The 16,213-nt window shown below is 32.8% G+C and carries 12 protein-coding genes, 2 tRNA genes and 1 pseudogene; 5 read left to right on the forward strand and 10 right to left on the reverse strand.

Annotation, left to right across the window (positions count from 1 at the left end; all coding sequences use genetic code 11):
- Positions 1 to 30: 30 nt before the first annotated feature.
- Together nusA and rimP are read right to left on the reverse strand one after the other, a co-directional pair.
- On the reverse strand, positions 31 to 1,284 hold the full coding sequence (gene nusA, locus IHE43_RS22825; RefSeq protein ID WP_056190461.1) for a transcription termination factor NusA: 1,254 nt from the start codon (positions 1,282 to 1,284) through the stop codon (positions 31 to 33).
- Positions 1,285 to 1,297: 13 nt separating this feature from the next.
- Entirely contained in the window at positions 1,298 to 1,762 is a 465-nt protein-coding gene (gene rimP / locus IHE43_RS22830) for a ribosome assembly cofactor RimP (protein WP_192186016.1), read from the reverse strand.
- 177 nt (positions 1,763 to 1,939) lie between these two features.
- Between rimP and IHE43_RS22835 the strand changes: the two genes are divergently transcribed.
- Positions 1,940 to 2,764 carry a universal stress protein gene (locus IHE43_RS22835; RefSeq protein ID WP_192186017.1) on the forward strand — a complete coding sequence of 275 codons (825 nt, stop codon included), beginning with the start codon at positions 1,940 to 1,942 and terminating at the stop codon, positions 2,762 to 2,764.
- Positions 2,765 to 2,831: 67 nt separating this feature from the next.
- Here IHE43_RS22835 and IHE43_RS22840 read toward each other — a convergent pair.
- Positions 2,832 to 2,902: transfer RNA gene (locus IHE43_RS22840), tRNA-Gln, on the reverse strand.
- Between the two features lie 105 nt (positions 2,903 to 3,007).
- A tRNA-Gln gene (locus tag IHE43_RS22845) sits at positions 3,008 to 3,078 on the reverse strand.
- Between the two features lie 244 nt (positions 3,079 to 3,322).
- On the opposite strand from IHE43_RS22845, the gene IHE43_RS22850 reads away from it, so the two are divergent.
- Positions 3,323 to 6,604, forward strand: coding sequence for a DUF2723 domain-containing protein (locus IHE43_RS22850; protein ID WP_192186018.1), 3,282 nt, complete (start codon positions 3,323 to 3,325; stop codon positions 6,602 to 6,604).
- A 95-nt stretch (positions 6,605 to 6,699) separates the two neighbouring features.
- Positions 6,700 to 7,338 carry a polysaccharide deacetylase family protein gene (locus IHE43_RS22855; protein WP_056190455.1) on the forward strand — a complete coding sequence of 213 codons (639 nt, stop codon included), beginning with the start codon at positions 6,700 to 6,702 and terminating at the stop codon, positions 7,336 to 7,338.
- Between the two features lie 21 nt (positions 7,339 to 7,359).
- On the opposite strand, the gene IHE43_RS22860 is transcribed toward IHE43_RS22855, so the two are convergent.
- The 6 genes from IHE43_RS22860 to IHE43_RS22885 form a co-directional block, all read right to left on the reverse strand.
- Positions 7,360 to 7,662 (reverse strand): co-chaperone YbbN, encoded by a 303-nt coding sequence (locus tag IHE43_RS22860; protein ID WP_056190453.1) that lies wholly within the window; start codon positions 7,660 to 7,662, stop codon positions 7,360 to 7,362.
- A gap of 70 nt (positions 7,663 to 7,732) precedes the next feature.
- A complete protein-coding gene (locus IHE43_RS22865; protein ID WP_192186019.1) occupies positions 7,733 to 8,968 on the reverse strand; it encodes a metallophosphoesterase in 1,236 nt (411 codons plus the stop codon).
- Positions 8,969 to 9,146: 178 nt separating this feature from the next.
- Positions 9,147 to 9,329, reverse strand: a complete 183-nt coding sequence (locus IHE43_RS22870; protein WP_192186020.1) for a hypothetical protein — start codon at positions 9,327 to 9,329, stop codon at positions 9,147 to 9,149.
- Positions 9,330 to 9,431: 102 nt separating this feature from the next.
- Positions 9,432 to 10,769, reverse strand: a complete 1,338-nt coding sequence (locus tag IHE43_RS22875) for a cell wall metabolism sensor histidine kinase WalK (RefSeq protein ID WP_225585262.1) — start codon at positions 10,767 to 10,769, stop codon at positions 9,432 to 9,434.
- Positions 10,770 to 10,779: 10 nt separating this feature from the next.
- The gene (locus tag IHE43_RS22880) at positions 10,780 to 11,454 is read right to left on the reverse strand and encodes a response regulator transcription factor (RefSeq protein ID WP_192186021.1); all 675 of its coding nucleotides are present in this window, start codon (positions 11,452 to 11,454) and stop codon (positions 10,780 to 10,782) included.
- A 186-nt stretch (positions 11,455 to 11,640) separates the two neighbouring features.
- Positions 11,641 to 11,859: a hypothetical protein gene (locus IHE43_RS22885; RefSeq protein ID WP_192186022.1), complete on the reverse strand. Its 219-nt coding sequence runs from the start codon at positions 11,857 to 11,859 to the stop codon at positions 11,641 to 11,643.
- Positions 11,860 to 12,198: 339 nt separating this feature from the next.
- Here IHE43_RS22885 and polA point away from each other — a divergent pair.
- Together polA and IHE43_RS22895 are read left to right on the forward strand one after the other, a co-directional pair.
- Positions 12,199 to 15,052 (forward strand): annotated as a pseudogene (gene polA / locus IHE43_RS22890) (DNA polymerase I).
- Between the two features lie 43 nt (positions 15,053 to 15,095).
- Positions 15,096 to 16,208 carry a hypothetical protein gene (locus tag IHE43_RS22895; protein ID WP_192186023.1) on the forward strand — a complete coding sequence of 371 codons (1,113 nt, stop codon included), beginning with the start codon at positions 15,096 to 15,098 and terminating at the stop codon, positions 16,206 to 16,208.
- Positions 16,209 to 16,213: the final 5 nt, after the last annotated feature.

The following is a 16,213-nucleotide window of genomic DNA, read 5'->3' on the forward strand; positions in this document are numbered from 1 at the left end:
CCTTTTTCGTTGTGTTGTTAGAGCAGATAATTAGTTATCAAACTCTTCTTTTAGTATTTTCATAACGTCAAGAATAGTTTCCTCTTCTAAATCCGTTCTTCTTACTAAATCTTCTACTTCTTGTTTTAGAATACTTTTTGCAGTATCTAAACCTATTTTAGCAAATTCTTCAATTACCCAGTCTTCGATTTCATCTGAAAACTCTGTCAATTCAACATCGTCTTCATCAGCCGTTGCTCCTGCAACATCTCCCTCACGAATAACATCTAATTCGTAACCTGTTAGCTGACCTGCTAATTTAATATTGTGACCTCCTCTACCAATTGCCTTAGAAACTTCTTCTAATTTCAAGAAAACTTCAGCTCTTTTGTTTTCTTCGTCAATTTTGATAGAAGAAACCTTCGCAGGGCTTAATGCTCTTGTAATAAACAATTGAATATTACTTGTGTAATTGATTACGTCAATATTTTCGTTTCCTAGTTCACGAACAATTCCGTGAATACGAGATCCTTTCATACCTACACAAGCTCCAACAGGATCGATTCTGTCATCATAAGAATCTACCGCTACTTTTGCTTTTTCACCAGGAATACGAACTACATTTTTAACTGTAATTAATCCGTCGAATACTTCAGGAATTTCTTGCTCAAATAATTTCTCTAAAAACTTCTCAGAAGTTCTGGACATAATAATTTGAGGCTTATTTCCCTTTAATTCAACGCTTTCAATAATTCCACGAACATTATCTCCTTTACGGAAAAAGTCAGATGGAATTTGTTTTTCTTTCGGAAGTACAATTTCGTTTCCTTCATCATCAACTAAGATGACTACTCTAGGGCGTACGTGGTGCACTTCGGCAGTATAGATATCACCGATAATATCTTTAAATTGCTTGTAAAGATTGGTATTATCGTGTTCGTGAATTTTAGATATTAAGTTTTGACGTAATGCCAAAATAGCTCTTCTTCCTAAATCAATCAATTTAACTTCTTCAGAAACTTCTTCACCAATTTCAAAATCCGCTTCGATCATTCTAGCTTCAGTCAGGGTAATTTCTTCATTTTCAAAATCAAGATCTTCGTCAGCAACGATTACTCTCCTTCTCCAGATCTCCATATCTCCTTTATCAGGATTTATAATAATGTCGAAGTTATCATCAGAACCGTATTTTTTCTTCAATGCATTTCTAAACACGTCCTCTAAAATTGCCATAAGCGTTACACGATCAATAAGTTTATTATCTTTAAACTCTGAGAATGAATCGATTAATGCTAAATTTTCCATGCGAATTCTTTAATTAAAATGTTACTGTAACAATTGCCTCTTTAATTTCTGTATAAGGTATTTGTTGCTCTTTTTGAACTGTTTCTTTTCCTTTTCCTACTTTTTTCGGTTCTCTTGCTTTCCAAGACAAAATTATAAAAACATCGTTAGCTTCCACTAATTCTGCTTCAATTTTTTCAGTATTTGTAGTAACAATCAATGTTCTACCAATATTTTTGATGTATTGCCTTGTCAATTTTAAAGGAGAACCTACTCCAACCGATGCCACTTCAAGCGAAAAATCCTGCTCTTCACGATCCAGATTATTCTCGATTGCACGACTAACATCAATGCAATCCTGTAGCGCCACTCCATTATCTCCGTCTAAACCAACACTAATTTTAAAGGAGTCCGAAATAGACAGATCAATCAAAAAGATTGAAGGCTTTTCTAAAAGAGCCTCAGCGATTAATGTGTTTACTTTTTCTTTAAATGTCATAATTTTATAAAAAGAGGGGACACTTAGTCCCCTCATTATTTAGATTTTAATAAATAACGGTGCAAATATAGTGTTTTTTTTATAAATCAAAATAAATTGATTGCTCTAAAAATATTTCTTATCTTTATAGAAGCATTAAAATCACGGATTATTCAAATAATTTAACCTCAAAAAATTATGAAACGAATTTTAGTCCCTACTGACTTTTCAGAACACGCAGAAGACGCCCTAAAAGTTGCCGCTCAAATCGCTAGAAAAAACGATTCAGAAATCATCATTTTACACATGCTTGAACTACCACACCAAATGAACGACGCCATACTTGGCGGCTCAAGCATTCCGGAAACTATGCTTTTCATGAAAAAAGCAAACGAAATGCTTGATAAGATCTCGTCAAAGCCTTACTTAGATGAAATTCCTGTGACTGAAATTGTAAAAATGGACAAACCCATTCACGGAATCACACAAGTTAGCAAGGATTATGATGTTGACTTAATCATCATGGGATCACATGGTTCTTCCGGTGTTGAAGAATTATTAATTGGTTCCAACACTGAAAAAGTTGTTCGGAATTCAGAAATCCCTGTTCTGGTTATCAAAAAAGACATTTCTAATTTTAATGTATCCAATATTGTTTTTGCTTCTGATTTTTCTGCAGAAACAAAAAAACCATTCGAAAAACTCCTAAACTTCACCAAATTCTTTGAATCAAAAATACACCTGGTTACAATCTGCACACCAAACAGCTTCAAACCGACACATGTTATCGAAAAAGCGATGAAAAATTTCATAACCGAATTCAATATTACCAATTATACCACTCAAATTTACAACGACACTAATATTGAAAAAGGAATTATCAATTTCGCAAATAGTATAAATGCAGACATCATAGGAATGTGTACTCACGGAAGAACCGGTTTTGCACACTTTTTTAACGGAAGTATCAGCGAAGGCTTGGTCAATCATGCTGTTCGGCCTGTTATTACTTTAAAAATTTAAATCAAATTTATCAGGATTCTTTAAATTTATTCCATAAAAAAAGCCTCTCAAATGAGAGGCTTTTATGTTGGTCTACAAGGACTCGAACCTTGAAAGACTGCACCAAAAACAGTTGTGTTACCATTACACCATAGACCAGCAGTGCGGTTAAGCGAGTGCAAAATTAAAACTTTATTTAGTTTATACAAATTTAAAGAAAACTTTTTTGCATAAAAAAAGCCTCTCGAATGAGAGGCTTTTATGTTGGTCTACAAGGACTCGAACCTTGAAAGACTGCACCAAAAACAGTTGTGTTACCATTACACCATAGACCAGCAATGCTGTTAAGCGAGTGCAAATTTAAAGCTTTTTTTAGTTTACACAAACTTTTTTGCGAAAAAAAATCTTTTTTCCTCTTTTTTTTTCTTCAAAAACTCGTAATAATCACACAAGTACTTCACAAACAATATGTTACTTTAATCAAATAGTTTTGCAGAATTTTTTGTTAATGCTCGTTTCTTTACACAAAAAAACATTTTCTTTGTAGAATAGAAACATACAAAATTTTAACACCTAAATATGGCACAATTCAATTTCAATAAATGGAATACAATTATTGGTTGGTTTGCATTTGCAATCGCTTTAACTACTTATACACTGACTGTCGAACCTACTATGAGCTTCTGGGATTGTGGCGAATATATTGCTACAGCCGCTAAACTAGAAGTTGGCCACCCTCCGGGAGCCCCTTTATTCCAGATGATGGGAGCTTTTTTTGCCATGTTTGCTATAGACAATCAACATGTAGCGGTGATGGTAAATATGATGTCTGTTTTTTCTAGTGCTTTCACTATTTTATTTATGTTTTGGTCATCTTCTATGATTTTGAAAAAAATTGTAGCTCGTTTTGCAGAAATTGATCAAAACAATTCAATTGTTATTTTAGGAAGTTCATTTGTTGGCGCACTGGCCTATACTTTCTCTGATAGTTTTTGGTTTAATGCTGTTGAAGCCGAAGTTTACGCAATGGCTTCTTTATTAATAGCATTGCTTTTCTGGCTTGGTCTTCGTTGGGAACAGGATATGGACCAGCCAAAAGGAAACAAATGGTTATTAATTATTTCTCTTGTTATTGGACTTTCTTTTGGAGTTCACTTTATGGCTTTATTGACAATTCCTGCAATTGGTTTTCTATATTATTTTAAACATTACGAAAAAATCACTGTTAAAAATTTCATTATTGCGAATGCTGTTGTAATTGCTATTTTGTTATTCATTTTCAAATTACTTTTGCCTTTAACGATGGCTTTCTTTGGAAAAACAGAAGTTTTCATGGTAAACAGTATGGGACTTCCTTTTAATTCAGGAACCATTTTTGTTGCTTTACTTTTTATTGCTTTCTTTTATTTTGGATTAAAATATACAAAGCAAAAAGGCTTGGTTTTCTACAATACTATTATTCTTTGTGTTTTATTTATCCTGATTGGTTTCTCAACCTGGATAATGCTACCTGTTCGTGCAAATGCCAATACCGTTATCAATGAAAACAAACCATCAGATGCTACCGAGGTTTTAGCCTATTACAACCGTGAACAATATGGAGTAAATCCATTATTTTATGGTCCTCAATACACTGAAGTTTTTTCCGGACTTGACGAAAAAACTCCTTATTTAGATAAAAAGCCTAACTACGAAAGAGATTATAAAACTGGCAAGTATATCATTACCAACAATTATAAAAACGCAGATCAAAATTCTGATGACAATCAAAAAACGATTTTACCAAGAATGTGGAGCACCGAAACCGGACACATTCAAAATTACATCAGCTTTACTAATCCTCCTGCCTTTAAAATAAACCCAAATTATCCTTATGAAGATGATTTAGCTAAATACGGTATTGACGCAAGTCAATTAAGCGAAGAAGAATACAATAAAGCTACAGCTCAATTGAGAAACGAAGTTGAAAAAACCGTTTCTGAATTCAGAAAAGCTTACGCGCAAAAACAAATTGACAATGAAGGTTATGTTAAGTTCTTAAATAGTTATAAAGATTATTTAATCATAGAAAAACCATCAACTGCAGATAACTTCAGCTTTATGTTCGAATATCAGTTTGGATATATGTACTGGAGATATTTGATGTGGAATTTTGTTGGACGTCAAAGTGACGAACAAGGAAAATACGATAATTTAGACGGAAACTGGATTAGCGGAATCAAAGCTCTTGATTCATTGCATCTTGGTTCTCAGGACAATTTACCTTCTGATGTTTTAAACAACAAAGGAAGAAATGTTTACTTTTTCCTTCCATTTATCTTAGGGCTTATTGGAATAATGTATCATGCTAATAAAGATCTTAAAAGCTTTTATGTGCTTTTAGCATTGTTCTTATTTACTGGTATTGCTTTGAAAATTTATTTAAATGAAAGACCTTTTGAACCTCGCGAAAGAGATTATGCCCTGGTAGGTTCTTTTTATGTATTTGCGATTTGGATAGGTTTTGGAGTTTATTCCCTATACGAAACCATTCAAAATTATATTACTCCTAAAATTGCCGGGCCAATTATTATTGCCGGAAGTTTATTAGCGGCGCCTATTTTAATGGCGTCTCAAAATTGGGACGATCACGACAGATCAAATAAATATACTGCAGTTGCAATGGCTAAAGCATATTTAACTTCATGCGATAAAGATGCAATTCTGTTTACCATTGGCGATAATGATACTTTCCCATTATGGTATGCCCAGGAAATCGAAGGTATTCGAACAGACGTGAAAATTGTAAATACAAGTCTATTTATGACGGATTGGTATATTGATCAAATGAAGGCAAAATCATATGAATCTGATCCATTACCAATATCATTCACTCATGATGAGTATGTAGGTGATAAACTGGATTATGTAGCTTACATTCAGAAAATTGATACACGTTGGAACATAAATGACTTCATTAGTTTTATTAAAAACCCAAAATCGACTGTAGGTTTACAAAACGGACAAACGATTCATTTTTATCCAACTAATAAAATTAGAGTTCCTGTTGATAAAAATCTAATTATCAAGAACAAAGTTGTTAATGCTAAATACAACGACTCTATCGTTCCGTATATGGATATCGACATTAAAGGAAGTGCGATCTACAAAAATCGTTTAATGATGCTTGATATTTTAGCAAATAACAACTGGAAAAGACCAATTTATTTTAGTGGTGGTGCTTTTGACGATGAAGATTATTTATGGTTAAAAGATTATCTACAATTAGATGGAATGGTATACAAATTAGTTCCTATTAGAAATGTCCCTTCAAAAGAAGGCGGACCAATGGATATGGGACAAATTGATGCAGATAAAATGTATAATATTGTAATGAAATGGGACTGGGGTAACAGCGATAGTGGTAAAATCTACCATGACCCTGAAACCAGAAGAAACAGCATTACATACCGCACTAATTTATCTCGTTTAAGTGATCAATTAATTGCAGAAGGTAAAATAGACAAAGCTAAAAATGTAATTAATTTGGCTATGACAAAATTACCTGTGGATAAATTTGGATATTATTCATTAGTAGAACCTTTTGCAAATGGATATTACAAAGTTGGTGAAACTGCGAAAGCACATGACTTGTTAAATAAATTAGTTCAGAAATACAAAGAGAACTTAAATTATTATGCAACCTTGACTCCAGGCGATCAAACCGATTTGGCTATGGATATTATTACTGATATTGAGCGTTACAGAAGTCTGCTACAGGTTATGGAGCACAACAAAGACAAGGCATTCTACGAAAAGAATAAAGTTACTTTTAATACGTATGTAAATGTTTTCGAACGTTTTGGACGCGAAAAAGAATAATAAGATACGGAAAATATACTGATTAAAAAAATGCAGCGCTTCTAGTTAAATAGCGCTGCATTTTTTATTTTTACATATCTCTAAATCATTTCACAATGAGCTTTTATTGGGTAAAAACAAATTCATTTATAAAAAGGGTGTTTTCTAAGTATTGTTGGGATATTCCAAATCAAGAAAAGAAAATATACCTCACTTTTGATGATGGCCCAACTCCTGAAGTTACAGATTGGGTTTTATCTGAATTAAAGAAATTTGATGCAAAAGCCACTTTCTTTTGTATTGGAAAAAACATTAACGCAAATTCATCTTTGTTTGAAAGATTAATCGCAGAAGGACATTCTATTGGAAATCACACCATGAACCATATCAATGGATGGAAAAGCCAAACAAACGATTATATTGAGAATGTAAAAACTTGTGCTTCTATTTTATCAAATGAGAAAAGGCTGAATGGCTTACTATTTCGCCCCCCTTATGGAAAAATAAAAAAAGCGCAATCTAAAATTTTACGAAGCTTAGGCTACAAAATAGTAATGTGGGATGTTTTAAGTGCTGATTTTGATCAGAGTATTACACCTGAAAAATGTCTTGAAAACGTAACTAAAAATGTAACATCTGGAAGTGTAATCGTTTTTCATGACAGTATAAAAGCATCGCAGAATTTAAAATTTGCGTTACCTAAAACTTTACACTTTTTAAAAGAAAATGGATATACGTTTGATATTATTCATTAACAATACCAACTGAGAGGAGTTTTAAATACTAAATTGATCCTGGACAATTCCTATAATCGTATTTGCATCAAGTTCTCCTGATTGCCTCCAGATCATTTGTCCTTCTTTATAAATCATTAAAGTAGGAAGTCCTTTTATACGCAAGGCTTCAGCAAGTTCCTGATTTTTATCTACATCAATTTTAATTACTTTGGCTTTATCGCCTAGTGCAGCAGCTACATCCTTAATAACAGGATGCATTGATACAGATGATTCGTTCCAATCTGTGTAAAAGTCTATTAACACTGGAACCTGAGCATTTATAAGTTCTCCAAATTTTGACATAAACCAAAAATTTAATTCTTTTAATCTATTAAAAAGAGATAATTAATACAAATGTAGCATTTTTAACGAATTAAGCCACATTGTTGCCTTTTTTTAGTTCAATGACTGTTATTTCCGGCATGATACCAACTCGTCCCGGATATGCATGAAAACCAAATCCGCGATTCACGTAAACATATCGGCCAACATTTTCATACAGACCAGCCCATTGTTTGTAAATATACTGCGCCAGACTCCATTTAAAATATCCCGGAATTTCTATTCCAAATTGCATACCATGTGTATGGCCTGACAATGTTAAATGGAAGTTTTTAGGATGCTCTTTAATTTCAGCTTCCCAATGACTAGGATCATGACTCATTAGAACTTTAAAATCATCCTGATGAACATTTTCTGATGCTTTATTTAAATCGCCTGCCTTTTTAAAATTAACTCCCCAATTCTCCACTCCAATTAAGGCAATTTTATCGTCCCCCTTTTGAATATAAGTATGTTCATTTAGCAAAAGTTGAAACCCTATTTTTCCATAAAGACTCTTAATCTCCTGAAAATTTTCGTTTTTTTGTTTTTCAGATGGCCACGTAACATATTCTCCATAATCATGATTCCCTAAAACAGAAAACTTACCGTATTTATACTCTTTAATTCGATTAAAGGTTTCCAGCCAGGGATGCATTTCCTTTGCATGGGTATTTACAATGTCTCCCGTAAACAAAATCATATCAGCTTCTTGTTCATTTATCAGATCAATGGCGTAATTTATCTTTTCGGGGTCATCAAAACTTCCACTATGAACATCTGAAATATGAGTGATTCTAAAACCATCAAAAGCATCTGGTAAATCAGGAAAAAAAACGGTTTGCTTAAATACTTTGAAATTATATTTTCCTTCGAAGATTCCGTAAATCAGAGATAAAAATGGAACTGCCGCCAAACCTAATGCTATCTGACTGATAAACTTTCGTCTGTCTGGCATCATTTCTTTTCTTGGAGCATTGTACATAAAATAATTTAAGAGACTTGCGCCTATTCTAAAAATATCTTCTCCAAACATTACAAGTGTCAGTACAATTTTTGGCACATACACTAACAACATCAAACCCATTGTAAACATGGTTTGCTTAGTTTGTCCAACAGAACGATCAAACTGTGTAAATGAGTAAACAATAAAAAGCAGAAGAAGTAAACTTATAACCTGATAACTAATCAAAACCCATCTTAACTTGATTAAAGTTCGGAAAGCCTGATAAGCATAAAACTCAATAAATAGAAATAGAGCACATAGAATTACAAAACGAAGGATCATGTAGGTGTAGTTTTAAGCAAAGTAACAAAGAATGAAAATCTTATCACTTTTTATTATCAAAAATTTAACTCAAATAACAACAAAAAAAGCTGATGAATTTCTCCACCAGCTTTTTCTCTACCAAATTTTTTAAAACCTTTTAATCCACAATAAAGTCTATAAATAAACTTATGCTTTCTTATTTTTGAGCTTTTGCCGCTTCTGGCTTAGCTTCTGCTTTTTTAGCTTTTTTATCTGCTTTTTTATCTTTTTTAGAAACTTTAGCTTCTTTTGCCGGAGCTGTTTGAGCTGGAGTTGTTTGAGCGCTTACCATTGCAGTTGTTCCTAGAACAGCGATTGCTAACATTACTAATTTTTTCATGATTTTAAGTTTTATGATTATTATCTTATTATTTATAGCCCAAAGATATAATCGGAAAATGAAGACAAAATGAAGATTGAAGCAGTTCTCAAAATTTAACTTTTAATTGTGTAAATGCGCTTCAGGAAACAAAAGTGTGAAGCTTGTTCCTTCATTTATTTCGGAAGTAACTTTAATCTCAATATGATGAAAAAGAGCAATACTCTCAGCAATAGCAAGTCCCAGCCCCTGCCCGTCCTGATCAGAACTTATTCGGGCAAATCTGTTGAATATCTTTTCGATTTGTGCGGCATTCATTCCAATACCGGAATCTTTTATGACTATACAATATTGATTATTATAAAACCTATCTTCTACTATAATACTCCCTTTTGGTTTATTATATTTGATAGCATTCGTCACTAAATTATAAATCAATATATGAATCAGGGTTTTATTTCCAGTGAAGATAAAATCATGGTTTATATTGTTTAAAAACTGAATTTCCCGGTCTTCAATTCTATCTTGTAAATCATCCTCTAAATTTTTTAAAATATCTTTGAAATTGATTTTTTCATTAGCTTCGTACTGATTATTTTCGATTCTGGAAATCAGCAATAAGTTATTGATGATTTTTTTCAGCATGTCTAACGTTCTCAACGCACCTGCGATTTTATCAAAAGCATTGTCGTCTAAAGATTCATTCTGCAATAAATTTTCAAACTTATTTTTCAGCAAAGCAATTGGGGTTAACAATTCATGAGAAACATTCGAAATAAATTGTTTTTCTTTTTTGAAAAGTTCCGCAATTCTATCCATCATTTGATTTAAAACCAAATCCAGTTCGCGAAAATCTCTTGATCTTGCATTAATTGGAGTATGATCAAAAGCTTCCGGTTCGTTAACACGCCTGATCTTCGTATCAATAATTTTATAGAAAGGTTTGAGCAGGTATTCGATATAAACTGTATCGGCTAAAAAAGTCACTAAAAGAATAACGACCAAAACGATAATAATGAAGAACCGAATTATGAAAGTAAGATCTTTTACTTCACTTAAACTACTTCCTATTTCCAGCTGATAACCTTGATTTTCATAGGTAAAATGATATTGCAAAATTCGATATTCATTTTCTTCACCTTCAATCACCCGATAATCATTGCTGAAAGTTGTTTTCTTCTGATTTGGTTTTAAAAGAATTTTAGAAAGCACTAAAAATTCGCTGTGTAAAGTAGAAAACTGCGAATACGTTTCGGTAGAATCATCTGAATTTTCGATAAAATCATTGATCTCATTTTGATTCAAATGATCAATAAATTTTTTCTTTTTCTCCACCAATCCATTATTAATATGTCTGTACACCACATTTTCGACTAAAATGGGCAACATCAGCCATAAAATCAAAATCACCAACAATCTTGTCAGTGCATTAAAAATAGCCAATTGGTGTTTTATTTTCACAGAAATTTATTTACTCATTTATACGATAACCTACATTTCGTACGGTTTCAAACCAATTTATTGGAGTGTGCTTATCAAGTTTTTTTCGGAGATTTCGAACATGAACATCAATAAAATTTGAATCGGAATTAACTTCCAAAATATCTCCCCAAATATGCTCTGTAAGTTGTAGCCGGGTGATGACACGATTTTTATTCAATACAAGATATTGAAAAATGTCAAACTCTTTTTTAGTCAAATTAATTGGAATTTCATCATAACTCACTTTATAATCCTGCAACTGTAGTAAGAAACCATGCACTTCTAAATTGTTCAAAGTAAAACCATGAATTCTGCGAATAACCGCAAATAATCTTGCGCTTAATTCGGTCAAAGCAAATGGTTTTGTCAAATAATCATCAGCACCTAAATGCAATCCATTTATTCTGTCATCTAATTCTCCGCGAGCTGTCAGGACAATTACAGCTATTTTAGATTTTGTTTTACGAATGGTTTTCAGAACTTCAAAACCATCTCCGTCAGGCAAACCAAGATCAAGCAGCATCGCATCATAATCATTACTTCCCACTTCTTCAAGAGCATCACTGCAACTATTTGCTATTTTACATATATAACCCACGTTACACAAAAAATCGTAAACTTCTACGGCAAGCTCCTTATTATCTTCAACAATTAAAATATTCATAAAAACAGCGTTTAAGCGCAACTAAATTTAAGCAATTAAAAAAAGTGTTGATGCGTATTATTAAAAAATTAACGAATCAAAAAAAGCTGACAAATTTCTTCGTCAGCTTTCTCATCCACATTCCATAACCATTATTCCTGTTTTGTTTCCTTCTACCATGATTTGAAAACAAAACAAAAGCAATACTTATTTTTTCACTTTTGCTGTTTCTGATTTTGAAGTTTCACTTTTCACAGTTTTCGCTTTTTTTTCAGATTTGTGTTTAGGATGTTTCGTAGATTTAACTTCTTTTGCAGGAAGCGCTTTTACTTCTTTTGCAGGACCTACTTTTACAGCAGGAGGAAATGCATGTACCATTGCACTTGTTCCTAAAACGGCTACTAGTAACATCAATAAATTTCTCATGATTTCTAAATTTTAAATTAATACCTTTTATTTTACAGATCAAAAGTACCTCTGCAAAATGAAGGTAAAATGAAGAATCTTATCATAATAAATACTTTAACTTGATATTAACTATTCAAAACTTTTCCACCATATAAGTTCATTTAATCAATTTTACAGAATCTGGCCCGAATGTATTTTTGATCATCGTAAAAGATCTGCTTCATGACATTTTTTCTAAGCCGAGAAGACGCACTGCTGTGCGTCTCTACTAAAATGAATTTATATGGTGGAAAAAAAATCTTTTTAGTTTATTTTTGAGAACCCAATTGTTTATTTTTACAGACTAATATTTTTTTTATGTCAACTCAAAAACGTCTTTTTCTTCTCGATGCTTATGCTCTAATTTTTCGTGGTTATTACGCCTTTATAAAAAACCCGAGAATTAACTCTAAAGGAATGGATACATCAGCAATCATGGGATTCATGAATTCGCTTTTGGATGTTATTAAACGTGAAAAACCAGATCATTTGGCCGTTGCTTTTGATAAAGGCGGAAGCCACGTGAGAACCGAAATGTTTGTCGAATACAAAGCCAATCGTGATGCTACTCCGGAAGCGATTAAAATTGCTGTACCTTATATTCAGGAACTGTTAAGAGCAATGCATATTCCGATTATTGAAATAGAAGGTTGTGAAGCTGATGATTTGATTGGAACCATAGCCAAACAAGCCGAAAAAGAAAACTACAAAGTTTTTATGGTTACGCCTGATAAGGATTTCGCACAATTGGTTTCTGAAAACATATTTATGTACAAACCAGCCCGAATGGGAAATGGAATAGAAATTTGGGGTGTTCCTGAAGTTTTGGCCAAATTTGAAATCGAAAGACCAGATCAGGTTATCGATTTTCTTGGAATGATGGGAGACGCTGTTGATAATATTCCGGGATTACCTGGTGTTGGTGAAGTGACAGCCAAAAAGTTCCTGAAAGAATTTGGTACAATGGAAAACCTTTTGGAAAATACACATTTACTGAAAGGCAAAATGAAAGAAAACATTGAAGCCAATAAAGAAAAAGGAGTTTTATCTAAAAAACTAGCCACTATTATCTGCGATTGCGATGTTGTCTTTAATGAAAACGACTATGAACTTTCACGTCCGGATATCGAAAAAACAGACGCTATTTTTCAGGAACTGGAATTCAGAAGAATGGCAGAACAATTTGATAATTTATTTAAAGTAGGTGGCGGGAATGAATTAGCTGCTTCAGCAACTCCTGCTTCTGATGCCAAATTATACAAAAAACCACAACCTAAAAATGAAGATCAATTTGATCTTTTTGGAGGCGGAGGAACTTCTGATGAAGATATTGAAGCTTCCAGAAATTCATTTTATAATACTTTAGAAAACACACCTCACTCCTATCAGGCTATTGAAGGTGATTTAGGAATTAAATTACTTTTGCAAAATTTACAAAAACAAACTTCTGTTTGCTTTGATACTGAAACTACCGGTCTGGATGCTTTAAATGCAGAGTTAGTCGGAATGTCTTTTTCATATGAAAAAGGAAAGGGATATTATGTTCCTTTTCCGGAAAGTCAGGAAGAAGCTCAGGTTTTAATTGAAAAATTCAGACCATTTTTTGAGAATGAAAGCATCGAAAAAATTGGCCAGAATTTAAAATACGATTTAAAAATCCTTTCTAATTACGGTATTACTGTGAAAGGAAAACTTTTTGATACGATGATTGCACATTATCTGATTAATCCGGATATGCGTCACAATATGGATATTTTATCTGAAACCTATTTGAAATATTCTCCAAAATCAATTGAAACTTTAATTGGTAAAAAAGGAAAAAATCAAATTACAATGCGCGATGTTGCCCTTGAAGATATTAAGGAATATGCCGCTGAAGATGCTGATGTGACTTTTCAATTAAAAGAGCTCTTCACAACCGAATTAGATAAAACCGAAACCAAAAAATTATTTGACGAAATCGAGATTCCGTTAGTAAGCGTTTTAGCCGCTATGGAAACGGAAGGAATTCGTTTGGATGTTGATTTTCTGAAGCAAATGTCGACTGAAATGGAGGTTGAGATTAAATCTTTGGAACAAAAAATATACGAAACAGCCGGGGAGAAATTCAATTTGGCTTCACCGAAACAATTGGGAGATATTTTATTTGATAAAATGAAAATTGGCGGTGCCAAACAAAAGAAAACCAAAACCGGTCAATACGCAACTGGCGAAGATGTTTTAACCTATTTAGCCAATGACAATCCGATTATAAAAGAAATTTTGGATTGGCGTCAAATGGTAAAATTACAAAGCACTTATATTTTGGCTTTGCCGGAACAAGTAGACAAAAAAAACGTTACGTGTTCATACCGATTATATGCAAACCGTTGCCGCAACAGGTCGTTTGAGTTCTAATAATCCGAATTTGCAAAATATTCCGATTCGTACGGAAAGAGGTCGTCAGATTCGTAAAGCTTTTGTTGCACGCGATGAAAATCATACTTTAATTTCTGCGGATTACTCTCAGATAGAATTAAGAATTATTGCCGCTTTAAGTGGTGAGGAAAATATGATTGCCGCTTTTCAAAATGGAGAAGACATTCATAAAGCAACAGCTTCAAAAGTTTTTGACGTGCCTTTGGAGGAAGTAACACGTGAACAAAGAAGCAATGCTAAAACTGTAAACTTCGGAATTATCTACGGAGTTTCTGCTTTTGGATTAAGTAATCAAACTTCATTATCACGAAGCGAAAGCGCTGCTTTGATTGAAGCCTATTATAAAACGTATCCGAGATTAAGATCCTATATTAATGAACAAATAGAATTTGCCCGCGAAAAAGGATACGTACAAACGATTTTAGGTCGTCGTCGTTATTTAAAAGACATCAACTCGGCAAATGCTGTAGTTAGAAGTGCCGCGGAACGAAATGCCGTAAACGCGCCAATTCAGGGAAGTGCCGCCGATGTGATTAAAATCGCGATGATCAATATCCATAAAAAATTAACAGAAGAAAACTGGAAATCTAAAATGTTACTTCAGGTTCATGATGAGCTTGTATTTGATGTGCACAACGACGAGTTAGAAAAAATCCAGTCGATGATTAAACACGAAATGGAAAATGCTTTTATGATGAGCGTTCCTTTAGATGTTGAATTAGGTTTGGGTGCAGATTGGTTGGCAGCTCATTAAGAAATTTTAGATTTTCTTATAACCACTACATGATAAACGAATAATGAAGAAAGCTTTTTTCCTGATTTTTGTATTTTATTCAACAATTACTTTTTGTCAGGAAACCTTTTATTTGGAAGGAACTTTGGCAAAAAGTAAAATCTATATGAAAATTGAGGTTTATAAAGATGGGAAAGAAACAAACTTAAGTGCTACTTATTTTTATCAGAATTCGCTAAAAGACATCAAGTTAGAAGCTGCTTTAAAAAACGACATTTATACTTTCTTCTTTAAGCCGGACAATGTAATAACTGAAAAATTTTATTTGAAAAAAGTGGCTAATAACCACTTTGAAGGATCTTGGTATAATACTGACGGAAAGCAACTTCCAGTTCAATTACAACCTATCAACTTTTCAAATTACAAATCAAATCTGGACCCATATTATGCAGATGACAAATTAAATCTCGTAAAATGTAAATTTTTGGAATTCAAAAAGCAAAAAACTACCCTCTACAATCACAAAGAATTTATCTGGTATTCTGAGAAACATTGTAATTCGGATTTCTTTAGATTAGGAAATAATTTCTCAGAGAAAAACAAAGCTCTCATTAATCCTATTTTAGAAAATATACATATTGAAAACACATTAGCACAACTTAATTGCGCGTCTAGTTTTGAATATAGCGAAGGGAAAGGAATTGAAGGAAATTCGACCATAAACTTTTTAAATGAAAATTTATTAGGTTTTGAAATTTCAAGATTTTGGGACTGTGGAGGTGCTCATCCCGATTTTGGAAGCAATGGTTTTCTAATTGATCTGAACAACGGAAGAAACTATGAAATCGATGATATCATTGCTTTTGACAAAAGTGCAACAACAGAGAAACAAAGTGATTTTTCAAACTTTTCAAAATATCGATCGACTTATTTTGCACCAAATTTACTTGCCGTTATTACTTCAATTGAGCATTTTGTAAAACCAAAAGACGGAGATGATTCCTGCGATTATACCAACACCGAATATTGGGATTTTATTTCCTGGAACTATACTGAAAAAGGCATCGAATTCACGCCTTACTTTCCCAGAGTAGACAGATCTTGTGAAGAATCTTTTTTAGTACCTTTTGAAAAATTAAAAAAGTATAAAAATTCTAAATTTCCATATTCATTATAACAGAA

The organism is Flavobacterium sp. MDT1-60 (assembly GCF_014844035.1).
Classification (GTDB): domain Bacteria; phylum Bacteroidota; class Bacteroidia; order Flavobacteriales; family Flavobacteriaceae; genus Flavobacterium.